This window comes from Mucilaginibacter sp. KACC 22063 (genome assembly GCF_028736115.1).
Classification (GTDB): domain Bacteria; phylum Bacteroidota; class Bacteroidia; order Sphingobacteriales; family Sphingobacteriaceae; genus Mucilaginibacter.
In genome coordinates this window covers 1,428,918-1,448,717 of the sequence record NZ_CP117877.1, presented here as the reverse complement: position 1 = coordinate 1,448,717, position 19,800 = coordinate 1,428,918, and the positions used below count along the sequence as shown (strand labels likewise).

At 42.3% G+C, this 19,800-nt stretch carries 15 protein-coding genes; 2 read left to right on the top strand and 13 right to left on the bottom strand.

Annotated features, from left to right (window positions below; all coding sequences use genetic code 11):
* Positions 1–14 precede the first annotated feature (14 nt).
* The 10 genes from PQ461_RS06385 to PQ461_RS06340 all read right to left on the bottom strand — a co-directional run bounded on the left by PQ461_RS06385 (position 15) and on the right by PQ461_RS06340 (position 14,923).
* Positions 15–659: a redoxin domain-containing protein gene (locus PQ461_RS06385; RefSeq protein ID WP_274302536.1), complete on the bottom strand. Its 645-nt coding sequence runs from the start codon at positions 657–659 to the stop codon at positions 15–17.
* A 286-nt stretch (positions 660–945) separates the two neighbouring features.
* On the bottom strand, positions 946–2,496 hold the full coding sequence (locus PQ461_RS06380; protein ID WP_274302535.1) for a DUF5689 domain-containing protein: 1,551 nt from the start codon (positions 2,494–2,496) through the stop codon (positions 946–948).
* Positions 2,497–2,518: 22 nt separating this feature from the next.
* Entirely contained in the window at positions 2,519–3,955 is a 1,437-nt protein-coding gene (locus PQ461_RS06375; RefSeq protein ID WP_274302534.1) for a SusD/RagB family nutrient-binding outer membrane lipoprotein, read from the bottom strand.
* 12 nt (positions 3,956–3,967) lie between these two features.
* Complete coding sequence (locus PQ461_RS06370) at positions 3,968–7,420, bottom strand: SusC/RagA family TonB-linked outer membrane protein (protein WP_274302533.1); 3,453 nt, start codon at positions 7,418–7,420, stop codon at positions 3,968–3,970.
* A 7-nt stretch (positions 7,421–7,427) separates the two neighbouring features.
* On the bottom strand, positions 7,428–8,390 hold the full coding sequence (locus tag PQ461_RS06365; RefSeq protein WP_274302532.1) for a FecR family protein: 963 nt from the start codon (positions 8,388–8,390) through the stop codon (positions 7,428–7,430).
* Between the two features lie 127 nt (positions 8,391–8,517).
* On the bottom strand, positions 8,518–10,017 hold the full coding sequence (locus PQ461_RS06360; protein WP_274302531.1) for a calcineurin-like phosphoesterase C-terminal domain-containing protein: 1,500 nt from the start codon (positions 10,015–10,017) through the stop codon (positions 8,518–8,520).
* A gap of 65 nt (positions 10,018–10,082) precedes the next feature.
* Positions 10,083–10,658, bottom strand: a complete 576-nt coding sequence (locus tag PQ461_RS06355; protein WP_274302530.1) for an RNA polymerase sigma factor — start codon at positions 10,656–10,658, stop codon at positions 10,083–10,085.
* Positions 10,659–10,802: 144 nt separating this feature from the next.
* The gene (locus tag PQ461_RS06350) at positions 10,803–11,384 is read right to left on the bottom strand and encodes a hypothetical protein (RefSeq protein WP_274302529.1); all 582 of its coding nucleotides are present in this window, start codon (positions 11,382–11,384) and stop codon (positions 10,803–10,805) included.
* Positions 11,385–11,660: 276 nt separating this feature from the next.
* The gene (locus PQ461_RS06345; RefSeq protein ID WP_274302528.1) at positions 11,661–14,201 is read right to left on the bottom strand and encodes a zinc-dependent metalloprotease; all 2,541 of its coding nucleotides are present in this window, start codon (positions 14,199–14,201) and stop codon (positions 11,661–11,663) included.
* A 137-nt stretch (positions 14,202–14,338) separates the two neighbouring features.
* Complete coding sequence (locus PQ461_RS06340) at positions 14,339–14,923, bottom strand: PAS domain S-box protein (RefSeq protein ID WP_274302527.1); 585 nt, start codon at positions 14,921–14,923, stop codon at positions 14,339–14,341.
* A gap of 244 nt (positions 14,924–15,167) precedes the next feature.
* Here PQ461_RS06340 and PQ461_RS06335 point away from each other — a divergent pair, with 244 nt between their 5' ends.
* A complete protein-coding gene (locus PQ461_RS06335) occupies positions 15,168–16,031 on the top strand; it encodes an N-acetylglucosamine kinase (RefSeq protein WP_274302526.1) in 864 nt (287 codons plus the stop codon).
* Between the two features lie 97 nt (positions 16,032–16,128).
* Here PQ461_RS06335 and PQ461_RS06330 read toward each other — a convergent pair whose 3' ends face one another.
* From PQ461_RS06330 to PQ461_RS06320, 3 genes are all read right to left on the bottom strand, one after another.
* Positions 16,129–16,677, bottom strand: a complete 549-nt coding sequence (locus tag PQ461_RS06330) for a DUF4411 family protein (RefSeq protein WP_274302525.1) — start codon at positions 16,675–16,677, stop codon at positions 16,129–16,131.
* Positions 16,678–17,844 (bottom strand): ImmA/IrrE family metallo-endopeptidase, encoded by a 1,167-nt coding sequence (locus PQ461_RS06325; protein WP_274302524.1) that lies wholly within the window; start codon positions 17,842–17,844, stop codon positions 16,678–16,680.
* Positions 17,845–17,995: 151 nt separating this feature from the next.
* Positions 17,996–18,688, bottom strand: coding sequence for an NUDIX hydrolase (locus tag PQ461_RS06320; RefSeq protein WP_274302523.1), 693 nt, complete (start codon positions 18,686–18,688; stop codon positions 17,996–17,998).
* 125 nt (positions 18,689–18,813) lie between these two features.
* Between PQ461_RS06320 and pfkA the strand changes: the two genes are divergently transcribed.
* Positions 18,814–19,797 (top strand): 6-phosphofructokinase, encoded by a 984-nt coding sequence (gene pfkA / locus PQ461_RS06315; protein ID WP_274302522.1) that lies wholly within the window; start codon positions 18,814–18,816, stop codon positions 19,795–19,797.
* The last annotated feature ends 3 nt before the right edge of the window (positions 19,798–19,800 follow it).

Below are 19,800 nucleotides of genomic sequence, written 5' to 3'. Positions count from 1 at the left end.
TTTTAATTAAATTATTATGCCGATTTACGCATCAGCCACCATTGCCTGTCTGTTCTGCTCAGTGCCTCTGTTACTTCTTCCGCAGGCAATTGCTCATTTATATCTTCATTGGCGTATGCATAGGCAATCTGCCGGGTATGATCCAATAGATACAGCGACGGAAGCGCTACATTATCATCTATACCGGCATACCTGTTCCAGGCAGGATTTTGCTCGCTGTAAATCTTCAACAATTCTGCTAACTGATTTTTTTTATCCTCATAAACTTCTAATAACAAACCACTGTCCCAGCTCAGTTGCTGTAACTGGTTGGCAGACCCCGAAGTGACAATGAGTAAATTAGTTTGATTAAGCCTTAACTCGCTACGCAAAGCATCTAATTGTTTTAAATGCGCTTCGGCTGCTTCGCCCCAGGCACTATCAAAAAAGTATAACAATAGCGGTTTGCGAGTATATGTAAATGAACGCCTGCTAACGCTAAACAAATTTTCGTCAAAAAAATGGTGCCACCTTCCCCTGTTGCTGGCTGCTGTAAATGCCGAAACATGGTCGCCGGATTTTAGAGGCACTAATTTTTCATAACGTTTAAAGCTGAACTCTAAATCGGGCGTAGCTTCTAAAAAGTCAAATTGCGGGTATTGTTGTGCATGAGTTATCATGATAACTGTAAGTTTTAATTAAGAAAATTAATGAATTATCTAATGCGGGAAACCGCCGCAGGTGCATATAACCTGCCTTAACAGCAACAACAACAGCAATAGGCATTGCTGTAAACGAGTGACAAATATGAGTATCTGTGAGTCATTAAGACAAACATATAAATAATCTATAGAATTAGTAGACTTTTTTTTAAAAAAAATTTATTCTTCCCGTGAATACAATAAAAAAGCCGGCAGCATTATGCTACCGGCTCCAATCAATCAAATGAAACCCTACTCTATGAAACTATTTAACTACGGTTACATCATTACCATTTTCAATATCTGCAATGGTTGATGCTGAAGTAAAGGTCAGGAAAGTGTAACCACGAGGTGTGGTCCATGTCTTAGTTGCGGTATTATAAACACCGCCAAGTTTTACAAATATACCCGCATCAGCAGGTGTGCTGTGAGGGATAACATACGTATTCGTACCCTGGAAGATAAACGGCTGGGCAGTGCCTGTAGCCGGATCGGTAGTTACATAATGGTCATTATCAACAGCACGATAGCCTTTATTTGTTGTTGGGTTGTAAATGGTAGTTTTACCCGTACCGCCAAACAATACAAAATCAACAGGTACCGAAGCTTCTGTAACGGTTGTGCCAGAGAATATAGCAATACCACCCGCATTACCGCTGTTTGGCAATAAGCCCGAGCTCATGCTGCCGAAACCATCACCATCTGTGGTAACATAAGCAATGGCACGGATCCATTTAGCCGAGCTGATGTCAGCCGTATTAGGCCCGTTCAGCTTTTTATTGCTGCCGCCCACATAGAAGAAATCGCCTTTATTAACGATACCGGTAGTCAAATTAAACTTATAAGTTCTGCCGCCGCCTGTAGCCCAGCCTGCTCCCGGTGCATCACCTGCATTTGGTGCAGCAGTACCGGCGTTGGTACAAGTTACCACAGCCATAGGCGTTTTAGAAAAATCAATGGTACGGGTAGCCCTGAACTGGAAGTACTCATAATTACCATCAGCACCCTTGGTATCGTTAATATAACCTGTAACCACTGCCGGGAATTTACCCAGATCAGTAGGATCAACCGGCGCTATAATATCGCTGATATCAGCCAACGTGCGTGGCCATACCTGTAAAACAGCAGCGCCTTTATCATCCTGGCCAACAACCATAATGCCCGCAACGCTGGCCGTAGCTGGTAACTTGGCATTGGCAAAATGGGCGGTTGTCTCTGTGTGCATTACAATACTGTCGGCACCGTTCACCAACCAGCGTTCGCCTGCAAACAGGTCTCCTACCTTAGGTGCAGGTGATAAATTAGCCGATTTGATTTTAACCAAGGTATTCTCATAAGTATCTGGGCTATTTTTGATACTGTAGCTGGACACCTGCTGTACCTTTACCGGGTTATTAGACGATACCTTTTTGATATTGCCCGCCGTTATACCAGTGATTTGCAGTGAACCATTAACGCGTTTTAAAATAGCACCATCTATATTCACCACAAGCGAATCGCCTGATTTGTAATTGACCGATGCATCACCTAAAGCAAGTGCAATACCTCTTAACGCATTGCGACGGTAGTTTTGAACGATCACCACACCTTTAGGTGCATTAGCCGAATCTTGGTTTGAAATGACAGTGCCTACCATTTGCGTAGCGCCCTGCATGTTATTTTTATTTAACGTAACCTCGCTGCCTTTATATAGCGTGCGGATATCGCTTACAGCAATAATCGGGCTTGGGTCGCCCTCTGCATAATCATGCTTTTTACATGCGCCCAGCAGCAATATCGCAGCGCAAAAAACAATATATAAGATCTTAGTTTTCATTATTTATAGCTTTAATATTTGCTTACGGCTTTTGCCACCAAACTTGTGTTGATATTACATCGGCACCCTGTGCAGCTACCGCAGCCTGATAATTCTGTGAATTTGTAGATTGTACATAAACCGGGTAATTTAACCTGGCCGGCATTACACCTCCGTTTAGCAAGCCTGCACCTTTAGGTAGTACCGGGTGTCCTGTGCGGCGATATTCAAACCACGACTGCATATCGGTAAACAACAAGGCATAATACTTTTGCAACTCTATCATATCCATCTTTTTATCGAGGCTATAAGTATCGTCCCATTTTACCAGCTGAAAGTTAAGGTAGCCCGATGGCACATTGTAACCCCAAAGCGTAATGGCATTAGTAACACCCGTTTCGTAGCAGGTCTGCGCATTTTTAGACAAGATCCAGCCTTTTGCAGCAGCTTCGGCTAACATAAACTGCACTTCTGGATAGTTAAGGATATTACCTAATAAAGGCTCTATCTGTAATGCCGTCGGGAAAGATGATTTACCTTCGGGATTAGTACCCACGGCATAACCGCTTGGTACACCGGCATACTCGCCCTGGTACTGTGTAGCCCATTTGCCAATACGCGGATCGCTGCGTTCGTTAAGGTTATCTACAAAGAAGCTGGCCAGTTTTGGTGTATACCAGTCGGCAGCACGCCATGTGGCAAATGGCGACACATAAGGTGCAGTGCCTGTCCATTTCAATATAGCCGACTCTGCATTACTGCTGATCATTGGGTAAGTAGCCGCCTTGTTGTCTACTATATCTTTGATCTTAGCTATCGTATTAAGCTCCGCTTTATTAGATACACGCAGTAGCAGGCGCAGGTACAGGGAGTTGCCAAATTTGCGCCAGTTTGCAGCATTGCCACCGTAAATAGGATCGCTGTTGGCAGGAATGTTACCTGCTGTTGAAAGCAACTGATTAGCCTTTTCTAACTTCGCAAACAGATCTGTATAAATATCCTTTTGCCTGTCGAAGGCTGGAGTAAATACACCGCTTTTTGCACTATTAGCATTAAAATATGGCACATCACCATAAGTATCTGTCAGTAATGAGAATACCCAGGCCTGGCAAATTAAAGCAATACCCTGATAGGCGGTATTTGCCGTAGCTACTCCACCTGTGTAAACATCATTAAAATTGGTAAGCTGCAGGTACCACGAGTTCCAAAGGTAATCTGCCTCTGAGGTACGGATATCATACCTGAATATCTTGCCTTCGGTATCACCCATATTTACCGTAACCTGCATCAGCTCATTGGTAATGCGTTGGCTGCGGCTCATGTTAGCTTCAACAACCTCAGATATCGCCGGTGCAAGCAAAGCCTGCGGAACGGCATGGTCGCTGGTATTAGGGTTCACGGCAAGCTCTTCAAAATTGTTCTTACATGAGCTTGCTGTAAAAACCAGTGCTAAAAGAGAAATATATATTGTTCTTTTCATTCTCGTCAAAAATTAAATGCCAATCATTAGGTTAAAGCCTATAGTGCGGGTAGTTGGTAACTGGCCTAACTCGAAACCTTGTGTTACGTAAGCCATGCCTTGTGCACCTGCTGTGCCATAGCCGTCGTTCAGGGTACCAAACTCCGGGTCGAAGCCTGGCCACTTGGTGATCATCAATAAATCACGTCCGTAAACACCGATGGTTACTTTTTTAAGGCCGATCCAGCGTAATTGCTTTTTATTGAAAGTGTAGTCGAGGCGGGCTTCACGCAGTTTCAAAAAGTTGGTAGAATAGGTAGCACCTTCCACGTTATCACGACCGTAATGGGTAGTGTAATAATTAGTGATATCCTGTGCTACCACATCATTAGGGCGGTAAGTGCCATCAGGATTTTTGATAACACCTTTACCAATGATACCGTTGTAACGGCCAGGCAATGTATTAGCCGTTTTGCCTTGCTCTGCCAACACTGCTGCCGTTAAAGAATAACCCATACCGCCGAACTGTGCATCCCAAAGGAAGCTAAAGCTGAAGTTTTTATAGTTAAACTGGTTGTTTAAGCTGGTTTTCCACTTTGGATATACATTACCGATGTATTTCATGTCGGTAGTAAGTACCGGGTAGCCGTTTGAGTAAACGATCTGCCCATCAGGCGAACGCACATAACCACGGCCATAAAGGTCGCCCATACTGCCGCCAACGTAGGCAATGATAGATCCGCGGCTACCCGGACCGGTTTGCAGCGTAAGGCTGCTCAGGCTGTCTGTCAACGATAATACTTTATTACGGTTAGCGGTGAAAGTACCATTCACGCTCCAACTGAAACCACTTTTAGTACGGACAGGCACACCATTGGCAGCAATCTCGATACCCTGGTTACGCACCGCACCTGCGTTAATCACCGCGGCATTGATACCAGATGAGCGGTCGACCGTGGCGGTTAAGATCTGATCTTTTGTTTTATTACTGTATACGGCAAGGTCAAAACCTAAACGGCCGTTGAATAACTGCCACTCGGTACCTAACTCGTAACTGGTGGTGTACAGTGGTTTAAGGTTGGTATTAGCCAGGGTTGTTGGATTTGCCAAACCACCCGGAAAATTGCTAACCGATGTGTAAGAGTATGAAGTACGGTATGGCACTGTTGTACCGCTGCCCACACCTGCGTATGAACCACGGACTTTACCATAGCGAACAAAATCAGGAAGATGGAATATCTCTGAAAGAATGGCGCTGGCATTTACGGACGGATAAAAGAATGAGGCATTGCTGGTAGACGTTGGCGAAGCCAATACGCTGTTCCAGTCGTTACGGCCGGTCACATCCACAAACAGTTCGTCTTTGTAGCCTACAGATAACAAACCGTAGAAGCTGTTAAGTGCATACTGGCTTTTGTAAGGCAATGCATTTAATACGCCTGCTTTGTTAGCCAAGGTGTAGATACCGGGATATAACAAAGAGTCGGCACGAAGCTCATCTTTATTATAGCGGTTCTTTAGCATACTACCACCTGCGGTAGCATTGATCGAAAAGTCTTTAGCTATTTTGGTATTGTAACGCAGCAAGAAATCATTGGTAATCTCCTGCGAGAACGAGTTTTGCGTACGGTACATACCCTTGGTAAACTTCTCAGTATCATAAGGGCGCTGCTGCGTAGTTTGCTGATAGCCAAAATCAACAGAGGTACGCACCATAAAGCTCAGGTGCTTGGTGAAGTTATATGTAGCCTGTATGTTTCCTGTTAAGCCGTTACGGTTCAACGTGTTCAGCATTTCATAGGCTATAAGGTATGGGTTATCAGGATAGCTGCTAAATGGATAGCTTTGCTTCACATTTTGCTGCCCCGGCAGCCAGTAATCTTTTAACCAGTTCAGGTCGCCGTTTGGCTCCCAAAACATATTCCAGTACATTAACGACTGGTTATTATAACCTGTGGCCGGTAAATTATCGCTGGTTTTGTTGGTATAATTGATACGGGTTGATATCTGTAATTTGTCGCTTACTTTTTGGTCTACCGCCAAAGCAACCGTATTACGTTTGTAGCCGGTATTCGGCACAATCCAGGTATTATCAACGTGCGTAGCCGAAAAACGCGCCGAGGTTTTATCATTACCACCGCTAAGGCTGATGTTGTTGGTAAATGTTTTACCTACATCAAAGAAATCCTTGCGTGCATCCGGATAAGCTACCCACGGTGTACGTGTAGTGCCCCCGGTATGTGTAGTGGGATCGTATTGATAAAACGACTGCCCGTCAAACTTTGGTCCCCATGCCGAACTGGTGCTGCGTGTGCTTGCGCCATCGGCAGTGGCACCGAACGAATAATAGTTGGCACCATCAACACCCTGACCGTATTGATACTGGTAATCCGGCCAGCGGCTGATACTTTCTAAAGCAGCGTTTGAATTGATGGTAACGCTTACCTTACCGTCTTTTGACCGACCTGATTTAGTGGTGATTACAATTGCACCGTTAGCACCGCGCTGCCCGTATAGTGCAGCTGCACCCGGGCCTTTCAGTACCGTGATGCTTTCAATATCATCAGGATTAATATCATTAAGGCCGCTACCAAAGTCAACGGGCGAATCGCCATCCAGGTAACCTCCGCTGCCGGTACCTGTTGATCGGCCGCTACCATTATTGGTAACCACACCATCAACAACAATCAGTGCTTCGTTATCACCTGTTAAATTGGTTTCGCCACGTAACACGATACGGTTTGAGCCGGTAGGGCCGCCGTTTGAACGGATCAGGTTTAAACCAGCCACCTTGCCTGATAATGCGTCGGTCCAGTTGTTTGACATGGCATTGGTCAGTTGGTCGCCTTTTACAACGGTTGCTGCATAACCCAATGCTTTTTCGTCGCGTTTGATACCCAATGCCGTTACCACCACCTCATTAAGTGCGGTGGTAGAAGCGTTCATGATCAGGCTGAGGTTACCCGAATTTTTGTCGAAGACTTGCACCTGCGGGTCAAAACCGATCATGCTAAAGGTCACTTTGCTGCCACGCGGAACGATAATGGAAAACTTGCCGTTAGTGTTAGCAGAACCCAGGTTCCTTTTGCTGGCATCAGAAATGGTTACACCTGCTAAAGGTGTTTTGTCATCCGATGAGATAATGGTTCCGTTTACCGTAACCATATCCAGCTTACGGATAACCAGGTTGCCATCGATATTTCTTAAACCTAAACCTGCCTGTTGCTCAAATGTATGCGCAAGCTGGTCAGTAGTCATATTAACCGATGGTAAAGTAATACCCCTGTTAAGATTGACATCGGCATCAAAAGATACTTTGTAACCGGCCTTTCTAAGGGTTTCGATAATGGCCTGTACACTTAGCCGCTGCTGCAAAAAAGTGACCTGACCTTTGTCGCTCTGCGCCATAGCCGGGACTGACGTAAGCAGCCAACCGAGGCACGAGCAAAAGATGAAAATGAAGCGTAGAAGTTTTAGATATTTCATGTTTAAATTAGAATAGCATCAATGTATTGGAGTCTTTAAATTGATATTGAAGCCCTACGGCGTAGTTAATGGCGTGCAGTAAACTGTCTATGCCATCGTCTTTTATTTCGCCGCTGAAACGGGCATGCTTGCGGGCAGATGCAAAGACTGTAACCTTGATGTTGTACCAGCGTTCAATTTTTTGCGCGATCTCCTCTGCGTTATCTTCCTTAAAGAATAAAATGCCATTTTGCAATGCGGCTGCATCATGCGTTTCTACCTGTTTTATGGCTATTTCCCTGGTGATTGCTGAATATGTACCCTGCTGACCAGCTTTCAGCAAACTGGTATGATTGTTTGCAGTAACGCCCACTAAACCTGTAGCCACTTTTACCTCTGTATTGGCATTAAGACGATTGTAAACGTTAAAAGAAGTACCCAAAACGGTAACGGTTACCTTATTAGCCGTATGGATGATGAATGGCACATCAGCTTTATGCTTTACATTGAAAAAGGCTTCGCCATTTAATTGCAACTCGCGTTTGTGGATGCCATAATTGCTTTTGTAAATAATTTTTGAGGCAGGTGCCATAAACACTTCGGTACCATCTGGAAGTATTACTTTATTGCGGTTATTAGCCGCTGTTTGCAGCGATAGCTCTTTTACATTAAGGTCGGGGCTTTGCTTAAGATAGATCCAGCCCAGCATGCTTACCAGCAGGATACTTGCAGCTATACCAATTGAGATATATATGTTTTTACCTTTAGCCTTAGTGGTTTCTCCCGAATCAAAGATCCGGCTGAGTAACAGAAGCCATTGTTCATCAATATCAGTTTGTTTAAGCGGTTGCTGAAGCTGGTTTCTTCGCTTTTGCAGATAGGCCAGCAGTGTAGCATTCTCGCTTTGTTCATCAAGCCACTGCTCTACCTGCCGCTCCTCTTCGGCATTAGCTTCGGTGTTTACATATTTTAGTATAAGCTCCCAATTCATGTATGGTGATTTTAAGAGAAGAGCTTATCAGTGGCCGCTTTCACCAAAAGAAATAGTTAAGCGTTTATTAAATATTTGTTAAGGCGTAAAAAAGGAAAAAGCCCCGAAGGGCTTTCTTATGATTGATTTAAATAGCTATTTCTTCGCTGTAGGCTTTGCCAAACCTGTCCGTAGCTACCACTTTTACTTTTTTTGCATTTGCCGATGGCGTAGCAAAAAAGAGGTGGTCGGTTAGTGTAGGATCAACAAACTTGTGCTTTTTAGGCAGTTGCGGCCCTTCGTACAGTTCAACAGCCAAAGGGTCAAACGCCACCTTGCGTTCCATTTCGCCTTTGGGCTGCCCGTCTTCAAACCACTCAATTTTCCATTTAGGGTCCCAATTCCAAACATTGGCAACAACAGCTCCGGGTTCGGCTTTGTACCTTCCCTTTTCATAAACCTTAAGCTGGTAATCTTTGGGTTTACCGGTAGATTTATAATACCAGTTGACATCGCCGCCATTAATTTCGTAAACGGCATAACCTTCAGGCGTACCATCAGTACAAACGGGGCCCGTCCACCAGGCACCACAAACGGTACCATGCACGTGTTCCATCATGTTGTCGCGTTCCCACTTTTCGTTCATGTGCGTATGGCCTGACATGATATGTACTTTATAAGGTGCCAGAATTTTGTAAAGCTGCTCACGGTTTGATACCACACCGCCAATTTCTTCCTCTACTAATTTATTACGTCGTTGGCTGCCTGTATTGGTAGGGATATGCAAAGAAACAATTACCGTAGTGCCGGGCTTTACAGTTGCCAGATCCTGCTCCAGCCATTGTAACTGGTTTTCTGTAATGTAACCGATGTATTTTTTCGCAGTACCGATAAAGAAAACATCATCCAGAACCACGTAATGCACATCGCCACGGTTATATGAATAGTAGGTAGGGCCAAAATTCGTTTTAAATGTCTCTGCTGAATAATCATCTGTACGAGCATTTAAATCCATATCGTGGTTACCGATGAGATTAAAGAAAGGAACGCTGCTTATTTCAACTGCCTGTTTATAATCTTCCAGCAATTCAAAATGATCCCAAACCAAATCGCCGCAGCCTACAGCATGGATCAATGTTCCCGCAGGATATGATTTTGCCAGGTCGCGCAGATCAGGCGCTGCCTGGTTCACCAATACTTCTGCGTCCTTTTTGGAGATGATCTGAGGGTCAGCCCATACTACAAAAATGTGTTTTTTATCATCGGTATTCAGTTTCTCTAAAGCAAAGTCAGCTGTAAAAACATTTTGCGAGGTATCAATCCTTTTATAAAACTGCACCAATCCTTTTTGCTGCGGAAAAGTATATCCCGAAGGCAAGCTGATATAGACAAACTCTGCTGTTTTATTACTCAATAAGGTATAGCGGCCGCTTTTATTGGTACGGGTAATATTTATGCCATCGGTTACCGCTACGCCTGCAATACCTGCACCATTACTATGCACACGGCCTTTAAGTGTTAGGTTGGTAAGGTCCCGCTTATCGTTATTAGTTGCTGATACCGGGGCAGCCTGTACCAAGGTCTCCGGAATGGCTATTGCTGCGCCTGCGATACCCAGGCCTTTCAAGAAATCGCGTCTGTTACTCATCGCTAAAAAGGGTTTGTATTTACAGAGATGAGCACTCCCTGCCCCTTTTCCACAAAAAGAAGAAGTTATATTATTGTTAAGATAAGATTAATCATCATCAAACCACCGGCAACAGTTGCTTTATCTAAATTGCTGTGGCGCACCATATGGCTGAGCTGCTCTATGGCTTCGCGCATATTGTATTCTACCTTTTTTTCGGAGATATCCATGATACCCGCTATTTCGTAGTTCTTTAATCCGAGCAGGCGTAGTTCGATCATTTCTTTACGTGCAACCGGCAAACGGTTAATCAACTCTTCAACGATTTTGATAGATTGCTTGGCAACAAATTTTTCGAAAGGGTTGTAGCTGTCGGCTGGGATATTGAAGGTATCGTCAGATAGTTCTGCAGTTTGCGTACCGCTGATTGCTTTTAAAGCACCGTTTCTGGCTGAGCGGAACAAGTATGCTTTAATATTATTGATCTGAAGTTTTTCGCGCTGTTGCCACAGGTTTAAGAACAGATCAGATAATACATCTTTTGCCAGATCCTGATCTTTTGTAATTGAACTGATATATCTGAACAGCGGCGAATAGTTATCCCTGAAAATATCCTCAAACTTATCAAGCGTAATAATCGAAGGGGTACTAATCAGTTCCATACGGCATGCAAAATAAGCCGCTGCATATTTATTCTGCGAAAGCTTACGGTTAACTTTATGTTAAAATAAAGCTACATACTTGTTACATAAATGCAGAAAGCCCTGTTTAATCAAACAAGGCTTTCTGAAAAAGTCAGTTGCTGATTAATCAGCATTAAGTGTAGTTGCAGGTTTCAGGTGCGACTCATAAATGTATTTGATCTTGTAAGTCTGCTGAGCAGCATCATAAGCGCTCAACTGTTCATCGCGGTTGAAGTATGATTGCACCGCGTACCTGAACTCCGGATTTTTTGGAAATGCGGCAGAAATATTAGCAAGTGTAAGTGGCTGTACTTTTCCATTACCTACGCTAAAGAAATACTGATCTGCAGAAACATAACCTTTATAATGCTGTACAAGTTCGGGACGTGAGTACAAATAAAACCCGGTGGTATCAACTATTGCATATGCCTTACGGTTAAAAAAACGGTAGTCTTTGCCGTTTAAACGATAACCAAAAACATCAGCTTTATTTAACTTATACCTTTTCCCGGCAGATGTAAACGCAATTGTTTTACCTTCAAAAAAAGCATTTAACTGTAGTTTGTCTGCATCTAAAAGATAGTTGATGCGTTTAGACTGGTAGTCTTGAGCAGTAAGATAAACACCATTACCTGTTTGGGCATTGGCAATAAAAGAGGTAGCCATAATGGCTAAAAGCGAAAATATAATACGCAGCGTTTTCATTTTGTTTTTGATTAAAATAATACGTTTCCCATCATCGCGCCAAAATTCAAAATGTGCAATCCCGGACACGTTTTCGGGCTGCAAACATCGTTTTTTATGAATTAAGTTTTGGTGAGTAACGGTTTATTTATCCAAAATGACTTGTTGAATTTATCATTTTGATAATATCATGACTTTTCAAATTGTTTTAATAAAGCAAAATGTTCCAGGTCCTAAAACAAAAAAGTCCTGCAGAAATGGTTTCTACAGGACTTCAATAAGGTTATTAATTTTAATCTACCATTCAAACTCGTTGTCAGGCATACCAATAGGTGCGCCCGGCGGCATATCTAAAGCTTCTGGCGGTGCAAACTTGCCCGGATTATCCTGAAACTCTTTGATCTGCGACAAGCCAAAATACATGGCAGCCCTTTGTTTAGGCATTCCTGTTGCAGATTGTGCGCCCATCCATGCGGCAAGGTCAGTGATTTTAAGCAAGGCCTCTCCCCTTACATTTTCACCGGCATGCGTGTCTGCGGCAAGTGCAAGCAGGTGTTTTAGTACCAGGTTATTCACCATTATTTGCAGTTCGCCTTTATAGCCCGGTTGCAGCGGCGCTTTCCATGTAAGTTCGATCACTTTATCCAGTACAGGTAATAAACCTGGCTGTTTTGCATCACGTGCCTGGTATTCAATTAAGCGTGCTGCGCGTTGCGAGTCGAATAAATAATTCAATGTTGCGTTAGCCGCAGTTTCGGCAGCGCCTATCGGATCAAACGTTACACCGGTATGCCCGCCAAATGTTTCAACTGTTGAAGGATATCCTACCGGCCTCGGCGGTATCTTTTCGATCAGTTTTTCGGGCAGTGCCAAAGCATCAGGCGTAATGGTATTCATCAGCGCATCAACAGCTTTCCACTGCTCTTGCGGCTCAATCATTTTGGTAACTACCTGCCCATCATTTTTAAGTGCATGTGTAAAATATAGCCCACCTAAAGAGTTTGATACGGCTTCTATCTGGTAGCGGTGCAGCAGGTACATCGGCACCAGCACCTCTTCTAAAGTTGCCATTGGCGCATCCTCGCGGATGGCTTTTTCAGAGAAATTATCAAGGATATGCCGACGGATCATCATCAGCTTATTTAACTGGTCAACAGCATTAACGCCGTCATCCCATTGATGTGCCAGCGGATGTACGCCACCACCAATGTCAGGGATAAAGATATGCCCCTGCGCCAGTGTCTCCTTCATGATCTTATCCAGTGCTTCATCTTCATTGGTACCTTTCGGAAATTCGGCATAGCCCCAGGTGATAGCCCTTTTATCCCATGCTCCTATACCTGTTGCATAAGCGTTTGATATATCAATAGAGCCATCTGCCTTCATGGTGAAACGCGGGAAAGGATAATCCATCACCGAAGCACGGTCATGCGTGCTGGAGGTAAAGTTGTGGTACAAACCCAAGGTGTGCCCAATCTCATGAGCAGAGAGTTGGCGGATACGCGCCAAAGCCATTTGTTCTAACTTGTCAGATACCTTTTTACCATCCTCGTAAGGCTGAAGCAAACCTTCGGCAATCAAATAATCCTGCCTGTGGCGGTCTGACCCTAATGTTACTACGCCTTTAATAATCTCACCTGTACGCGGATCAGTATATGATGAACCGTAAGAAAACGCTCGTTCCGGGCTGCCCGAACGATTAACCCAGTTCACTACATTGTAACGGATATCCATTGGGTCGGCGCCTTCCGGTAATTCCTTTACCTGGAAAGCATTTTTAAACCCTGCCGCCTCAAATGCCTGGTTCCACCATGAGCCACCTTCAATCAGCGCTTTCTTAATTAGCGGCGGCGCACCACGGTCTATATAATATACAATTGGCTCTACAGGTTCGCTTACCGCGGCATTAGGATTCTTTTTATGCAGGCGGTGCCTGGCTGTAAAGCGTTTTAAAATCGGCTCGGTCATGGGTGCCGAGAAATCATAATAGGAGAACTGGTTAAAGCCCGACCGTGGGTCAAACTTGCGCATACTGAAATTATTATCAGGCAATTCTACAAAGGCCTGGTGCATGCGTACAGTAACAGCGCTTGGGTCGGCTGCTATACCGCCCCCCCTGCCGAAACCACCACGGCTACCGCTTCCTGCAAATGTAACCAGCGCTTCAAACTCCGAGTTTTTAGGAAAGTTTTTGGTGTTATCCATGTAAACTACCGACCGGGTATCATCAAAACGATAGCCACCGCCCGCATTACCGCCACCTGCACGGTTGCCCGCAGCAATGGCGCTGCCCAGATTACCGCGGCCGGTGCCCAGGTTGTCGCCTATCTTCATCACATCGCGGACGATGAATGGTGTAAGATCGATCAATACACGCCCGTCCTCGGTTGCTACAGGCGAAAACCCGAACAGTATAGATTTTGCAAAGGCATTATCAACGGCTTTCTTTTCATCTTCACTACCATTAACCGCACGGTAATTGGTGATAGGCTGCACCAGGAATACCTTTGGGCCTACCTTAATAAACTTTGTAATCACTGAAGCGGCCTGCCCGCGTTCGGGGCCGCCATTACCCACACCATCAACCAGCGAACTGAAATACAAAAATTCTCTATCAAAATCTTTTATTTCAAGGTAGACTTTGCCGCTACGGTCATCATAATAAAAATTGAAGAAGCCCTCGTACTTTTTAAGGTTTTGTGTAACAGATGCAATGCTTGCTGCAGGCCTGGCTTCGGTATTACGACCCTGGCCTTCTGCACCTGCCTGCCGGTTTTGCGCCGGGGCTGTACCATACACAGCAAGCAGTACTGCGGTAATGGGTAAAAAACACTTCATAGTTTATTGTTATTAAGGGTTTAATTAAGTTTTGGAAACATTATTCGCAAAAAATACCACTTATTATTAACAATAACTATTTGCTTAGCACAGCATAATTGAATTGTTACAATTTAGTTAATAACTTAAAAGTAAGCTTAACAGATACCGGTAGATAAGCTTTTTATTAACTCGTCTATCTGCCGGCAATTTTGTTTAATCATAGACAGCACACTTTGCAGGTCATTATCTTTATCTACCTCAAGCGTATCCATTACGTTGATAAGGCCAAGTATATTAGCTATAGGCCTGCGCAATTCATGCGAATTAAAAGCTGCTACTTGTTGCAGCAACTCGTTCTTAGTTTCAAGTTCCTGCTCATGCAGTTTATGTGCAGTAATATCAATGGCAAGCACTAGCCTTGCATTCTTGTCGCCAAAATCAATCTGATACGAGAAAATTTCAACATATTTGATTTGCCCCCCCTTTGTTACATGCCGAAATTCGCGTTTGCGCAGCTTATCACCGTTAAGGTTTTTAAGCGCAACTTCAAATTTTTTATAATCTTCGTTCGGCCTAATATCCTTTATAGTCATATCTAAAAACTCTGCTTTAGAATAACCATAAGCTTGTATGGCGGCTTTGTTCACATCCAGAAACTTAAGCGTCTTTTCTTCGAATATCCACATTGGCTGTGGGTTAAGATAAAATAGCTTGTTAAAGTCGGCGCTTGAGTTGGGCATTTAGTTCAGATAATTAGTATAAAGTGCCGTAAATTAAACTTAAAAATAAAAAACTCAACCATTTGTAAATTTGTTTTAAAAAAAATTAACATTTAAAACCTTTTACTATTTGCGTACTGGCAAATGACTATTCTGCTACTAAAATTGTTAATCAATTATTAAGGATTTGTATGTAAAAAAATTACAAAGTGTTTTTTTTACAATTAGTAAATCATACTTTTAACCGATTTTAAAAACATATATCATGATCATCATCGCTGACGGCGGCTCTACTAAAACAAACTGGTGTTTAGTTACTGAAGACGGTAAGAAGGTTTATTTCAATACCGAAGGCTACAATCCATACTTTGCAAGTACAGAGTACATTATTAAATCGCTACATGAAGGTTTACCTACCGACCTTGAAAAAGACAAAATCCGCGAGGTTAACTACTACGGTGCCGGTTGTAACGTACCCGAGAAAAATAAAATAGTTGCAGACGCTATGCAAGCCGTTTTCACTAATGCCAAAGTAAGCATTGGCCATGATCTTCTTGCTGCTGCCAGAGCTTTACTGGGCAACAACGAAGGTTTTGCTGCTATTTTAGGTACCGGTACCAATACCTGTACTTATGATGGTAAACAGATCACACAAAATATCGACTCGGGCGCCTACATTTTAGGTGATGAAGGCAGTGGTTGCTACATTGGCAAAAAACTGCTGGTTGATTATTTAAGAGGATATATGCCCGAAGCTGTTCGCAACATTTTCTGGGAAACCTATAAACTTACTCCTGACGAAGTGAACGACCGTGTTTACTCTCAGCCGCTGGCCAACCGTTTCTGCGCAAGCTTCAGCAAGTTTGTTTATGATAACAATGTAAATATCGAATACTCACGTAGTATCGTATATAACTCGTTCCAGGACTTTTTCCGTAACCTGGTAACCCATTATCCAAACTACAAAGATTATACTTTTAACTGTATCGGTTCTGTAGGTTACAACTTCCGCAATGTGCTGGAAGAAGTTGCTAACGAAAACGGAATGAAAGTGGGCAACATCATCCGCTCACCTATAGATAACCTGGTGAAATACCACCTTGAGCTTGCCTCAACTACACAGATCTAAATGAATTTTTAAATATCAGGAAGGCGCTTTGTAACCAAAGCGCCTTTTTTGTTGCAAAAATTAGGCCCTCAATGTTGATCATTATACTACAACAATATTATTTTATATATATTGATAATTTATAATGCTGGGTCAATAGTTCCGGTAGAGTTGCGCACGGAATTGACAAAAAGCTACAATTAGTAGGTATTTTTTTATGAATCTTTCCATCATTTCCATATGTACTTTCTTCTGTAACTATCATTGGATTTTCCCCTGCAATTTTTTGACAATACAACATCAACCTACAGTCTGCTTGGTTAAGATACGTTGATTTTTCATTGTCGACAGCAGCACTATCCAAAGCCTTTGTTTTTATTGCTTGATGATCTCTGAACTCGTTATTTAACAAATTCATAAAATCTCTTGAAGGAATAATACTTTTAGTATTAATATGTAAGTCCGTCCTAGTCTTTATAAAATCTAAGGAATTTAAAATGATGCCCTTCGCAGTGTACTTACATTCTTCGACCACCTCTTGAATCACCCTTATTTCACCGCTTAGATATTTCTCGCAAATTAGATTTTTTAGCTCCCCACTACTATCTAATGGAAGATAGTTCTTAACTAAGCTCATAAAAGAAGAAGTATCAAAAACGGCAACCATTTAAATAAATTCTCCTATATCGTTAATGTTTAGTTTCGAACAAAACTCATATTCGCTGATAAAACCTGAGTTTAAAGCAAATTGTAGTGTATCAAGATATAGAGGAGATCTAATAGGCTTAACAGGCGGAATTATTATTTTAATTCCTTTTGCTTCAGCTTCAATCTTTTTTTGCTCCAAAATTGCACTTTCAGCAAGAGATTTCTTTTCAATCTCGGCCATAATATTTTGAGAAATATTATAGTAAGAACTGGTGTTAATTTTTTTAATTTTTAATAACCTAGTATAAATAGCTAATTCACTTAAGTGAGTTTGTCTCGAAATTTCATTTACTAATTGATGATGATAGTCATTTTCAGCTGAGCCTTCAGTAAGTTCATTAATTATTGAATAATATCTATTACCTGCTAAGAAACCGAAAGCGAAGTTATTACACCAATTTTCTATAGAATTTTGGTTTTGATTTGGCTCATCTATTTCTATAAAATTATCTATATCTTCTTTATCCAGAAGATAATGACCAAGCTCGTGAAGTAAGGTAAATATTTCTCTCTTAATATGTTTTTGCCATTTAATTACTATAACATCTGGCGATAAATAAAATCCAGCAATATTCGCTTTTAAATTTAACCTTGGGCGTTCAACATGTTCCCATACCAATATATTAAAAGACGCCATGTTAGCAATTATTTGTTTTAAAAATGCCTTGTCATCTTTAATATTATTTGTTGGATAAATCAATGATCTAGCATATTCTGAGACAGCCAATGGATCATCCTTAATAGAGAAGTTTTTTAATATCCTATCTTTACGTATGTCTAAGAGCTTTAATAATGTTTCATATGAAATCTTTTCTTGCTCATATTTATTTACTATCTGTTTTGCTGTTAAATTTAAATCAGCATTAAAATTTTCTTTTCTAAAAAAAATACTTTCCTTTTCACTCCGGATAGGATTTTCTGGATCGACATAATATGCTAAACCTTTACCAAAGATTTTATCAACAGCATTTAAAGTACTTACCTTGACCTCTGAATTAAATACACTATCTTCATCCAGTTGCTTTTTCCTATTTTTATTAAGTAGACTTAATAGGTCGCGCTTGGAAAAGTGAAACAATTCCAGTAAGTGAAGCAATCTATGTATGTTCTGTGTTATAACTGGCATTACTAAACAAATATAGACTTTAACGCTGATTTAGCACATTCTTAAGAACACTTATCAATAATGTTTTCAAGAAAAAATAAATATTACCTGCATTTCATAAAACGGGCTACCTATCCAGGCAGCCCGTTTTTTATAATACCATATATATTGATTATTCCATCGTCAGTTCATTCTGGAATATCTTGGCGTATTTGCGTTTATCAAACTTATATAGCTTGGCGGCACGGTAAGATACGCCTTTCTGTTTTTCATCAAGTTCCTTCAAAAACCCATAGCTCAGCATCTTTTTACGAAAATTACGTTTATCCAGCTTCTTGCTTAAAATAGCTTCATAAAGCATCTGCAACTGGGTTAGGGTAAATTTCTCAGGCAAAAGCTCGAACGCTATTGGCTGGTAGCTTAACCGGCGGCGTATTTTGTTAAAGCCTGTTTTAAAGATCTCGCTGTGGTCGAACGCCAGTTTAGGGAGGTCGCTTACGGGGTGCCAAAACGCTTTACGCGCATACTGGGTAACCGGCCGTAATTCTTTTTGCCCGTTAATACGGATAAGCGCATAATAAGCCACGGTAATTACACGCCCCTGAGGGTGCCTGTTTACCTCGCCAAAGGTATGAAACTGCTCCATGTGCAAATCGCGCAGGCCGGTTAGCTCATACAAAATACGTTCGGCAGCATTATCAATGCTCTCGTTCTGGCTAACTATATAGCCCGGCAAAGCGAGCCAATCCTTAAATGGCTCTTCATTTCTCTCGATGAGTAATACTTTTAATTCTCCGGCATCAAAGCCAAATATTACACAGTCGATCGAAAATACCGATTCAAAAGTGGGTAGTGAAACTTCCAAACGTTATAGGTTTTAACTTAGGTTTTAAAGATAGATGTTATTTTGAAATCAAAAAAATAAATAAAAATTCCATCGTGTTAAATATACACGTTATCTTAGGGCGAATTTTTCAGTACCTGAAAAACATGGATAAAGTCTCAAAAATAGCTGTTCTTACTTCTGGTGGCGATGCGCCAGGCATGAATCCTTGTATCCGCGCGGTGGTTCGCACGGCCATTTACAACAATTTAGAAGTTGTTGGCGTGAAACAAGGATACCAGGGTTTGATAGATAATGATATATATGATATGAGCCGTCGGTCGGTAAGTAACATACTCGACCTCGGTGGCACCATCTTAAAAACTGCGCGTTGTCTTGACTTCCGTACTGAAGAAGGTATGGAAAAGGCCTATAAAAACCTGCAGGACCGTGGCATTAACGGCCTGGTGGTAATTGGCGGCGACGGTACCTTTACCGGTGCATTGCGGTTCTCTAAAAAATATCCTGATATTGCCGTAATGGGCGTACCGGGAACCATTGACAATGACCTTGGCGGCACCGATTATACCCTTGGATTTGATACTGCTACCAATACCGTAATTGAAGCATTAGACAAGATACGTGATACTGCAGATGCGCATGACCGCCTCTTCTTTATTGAAGTGATGGGTCGCGATGCTGGTTGTATCGCCTTACGTGCAGGTATTTCAACCGGTGCAGAGGCCATCTTATTGCCTGAGAAAGAAACCGCTATTGAAGAACTGATAGAGGGGCTTAAAGCGGGCGAATACAATAAAAAATCATCGAGCATTGTTATAGTAGCTGAGGGCGATAAACGCGGCGCCTATGACGTTGCCCAGATGGTACAGAAAGAGGTTAAGTTTTACGATGTTAAAGTAACCATTCTTGGTCACATGCAGCGTGGCGGCAGCCCAACCGCTTTTGACCGTATCTTAGGCAGCCGCATGGGCTTTGCAGCGGTAAATGCGCTTATCAACGGCGAAACGCAAAAAATGGTTGGCCTAAGGGGCAACAGCATTGCCACTACCCCGCTCGAAGAAGCATTAAACATGCATGAGTTTAAGCTGGAAGACGACCTGATGGAAATGGTTAAAATTTTAAATATATAAGCA

Coding starts and splice junctions, on each gene's coding strand:
- PQ461_RS06330 (WP_274302525.1), bottom strand. CDS start 16,677: ATGGTTGCCGTTTTTGATACTTCTTCTTTTATGAGCTTAGTTAAGAAC.
- PQ461_RS06325 (WP_274302524.1), bottom strand. CDS start 17,844: ATGCCAGTTATAACACAGAACATACATAGATTGCTTCACTTACTGGAA.
- PQ461_RS06345 (WP_274302528.1), bottom strand. CDS start 14,201: ATGAAGTGTTTTTTACCCATTACCGCAGTACTGCTTGCTGTGTATGGT.
- PQ461_RS06355 (WP_274302530.1), bottom strand. CDS start 10,658: ATGGAACTGATTAGTACCCCTTCGATTATTACGCTTGATAAGTTTGAG.
- PQ461_RS06380 (WP_274302535.1), bottom strand. CDS start 2,496: ATGAAAACTAAGATCTTATATATTGTTTTTTGCGCTGCGATATTGCTG.
- PQ461_RS06360 (WP_274302531.1), bottom strand. CDS start 10,017: ATGAGTAACAGACGCGATTTCTTGAAAGGCCTGGGTATCGCAGGCGCA.
- PQ461_RS06375 (WP_274302534.1), bottom strand. CDS start 3,955: ATGAAAAGAACAATATATATTTCTCTTTTAGCACTGGTTTTTACAGCA.
- PQ461_RS06350 (WP_274302529.1), bottom strand. CDS start 11,384: ATGAAAACGCTGCGTATTATATTTTCGCTTTTAGCCATTATGGCTACC.
- PQ461_RS06365 (WP_274302532.1), bottom strand. CDS start 8,390: ATGAATTGGGAGCTTATACTAAAATATGTAAACACCGAAGCTAATGCC.
- PQ461_RS06370 (WP_274302533.1), bottom strand. CDS start 7,420: ATGAAATATCTAAAACTTCTACGCTTCATTTTCATCTTTTGCTCGTGC.
- pfkA (WP_274302522.1), top strand. CDS start 18,814: ATGGATAAAGTCTCAAAAATAGCTGTTCTTACTTCTGGTGGCGATGCG.
- PQ461_RS06340 (WP_274302527.1), bottom strand. CDS start 14,923: ATGCCCAACTCAAGCGCCGACTTTAACAAGCTATTTTATCTTAACCCA.
- PQ461_RS06385 (WP_274302536.1), bottom strand. CDS start 659: ATGATAACTCATGCACAACAATACCCGCAATTTGACTTTTTAGAAGCT.
- PQ461_RS06335 (WP_274302526.1), top strand. CDS start 15,168: ATGATCATCATCGCTGACGGCGGCTCTACTAAAACAAACTGGTGTTTA.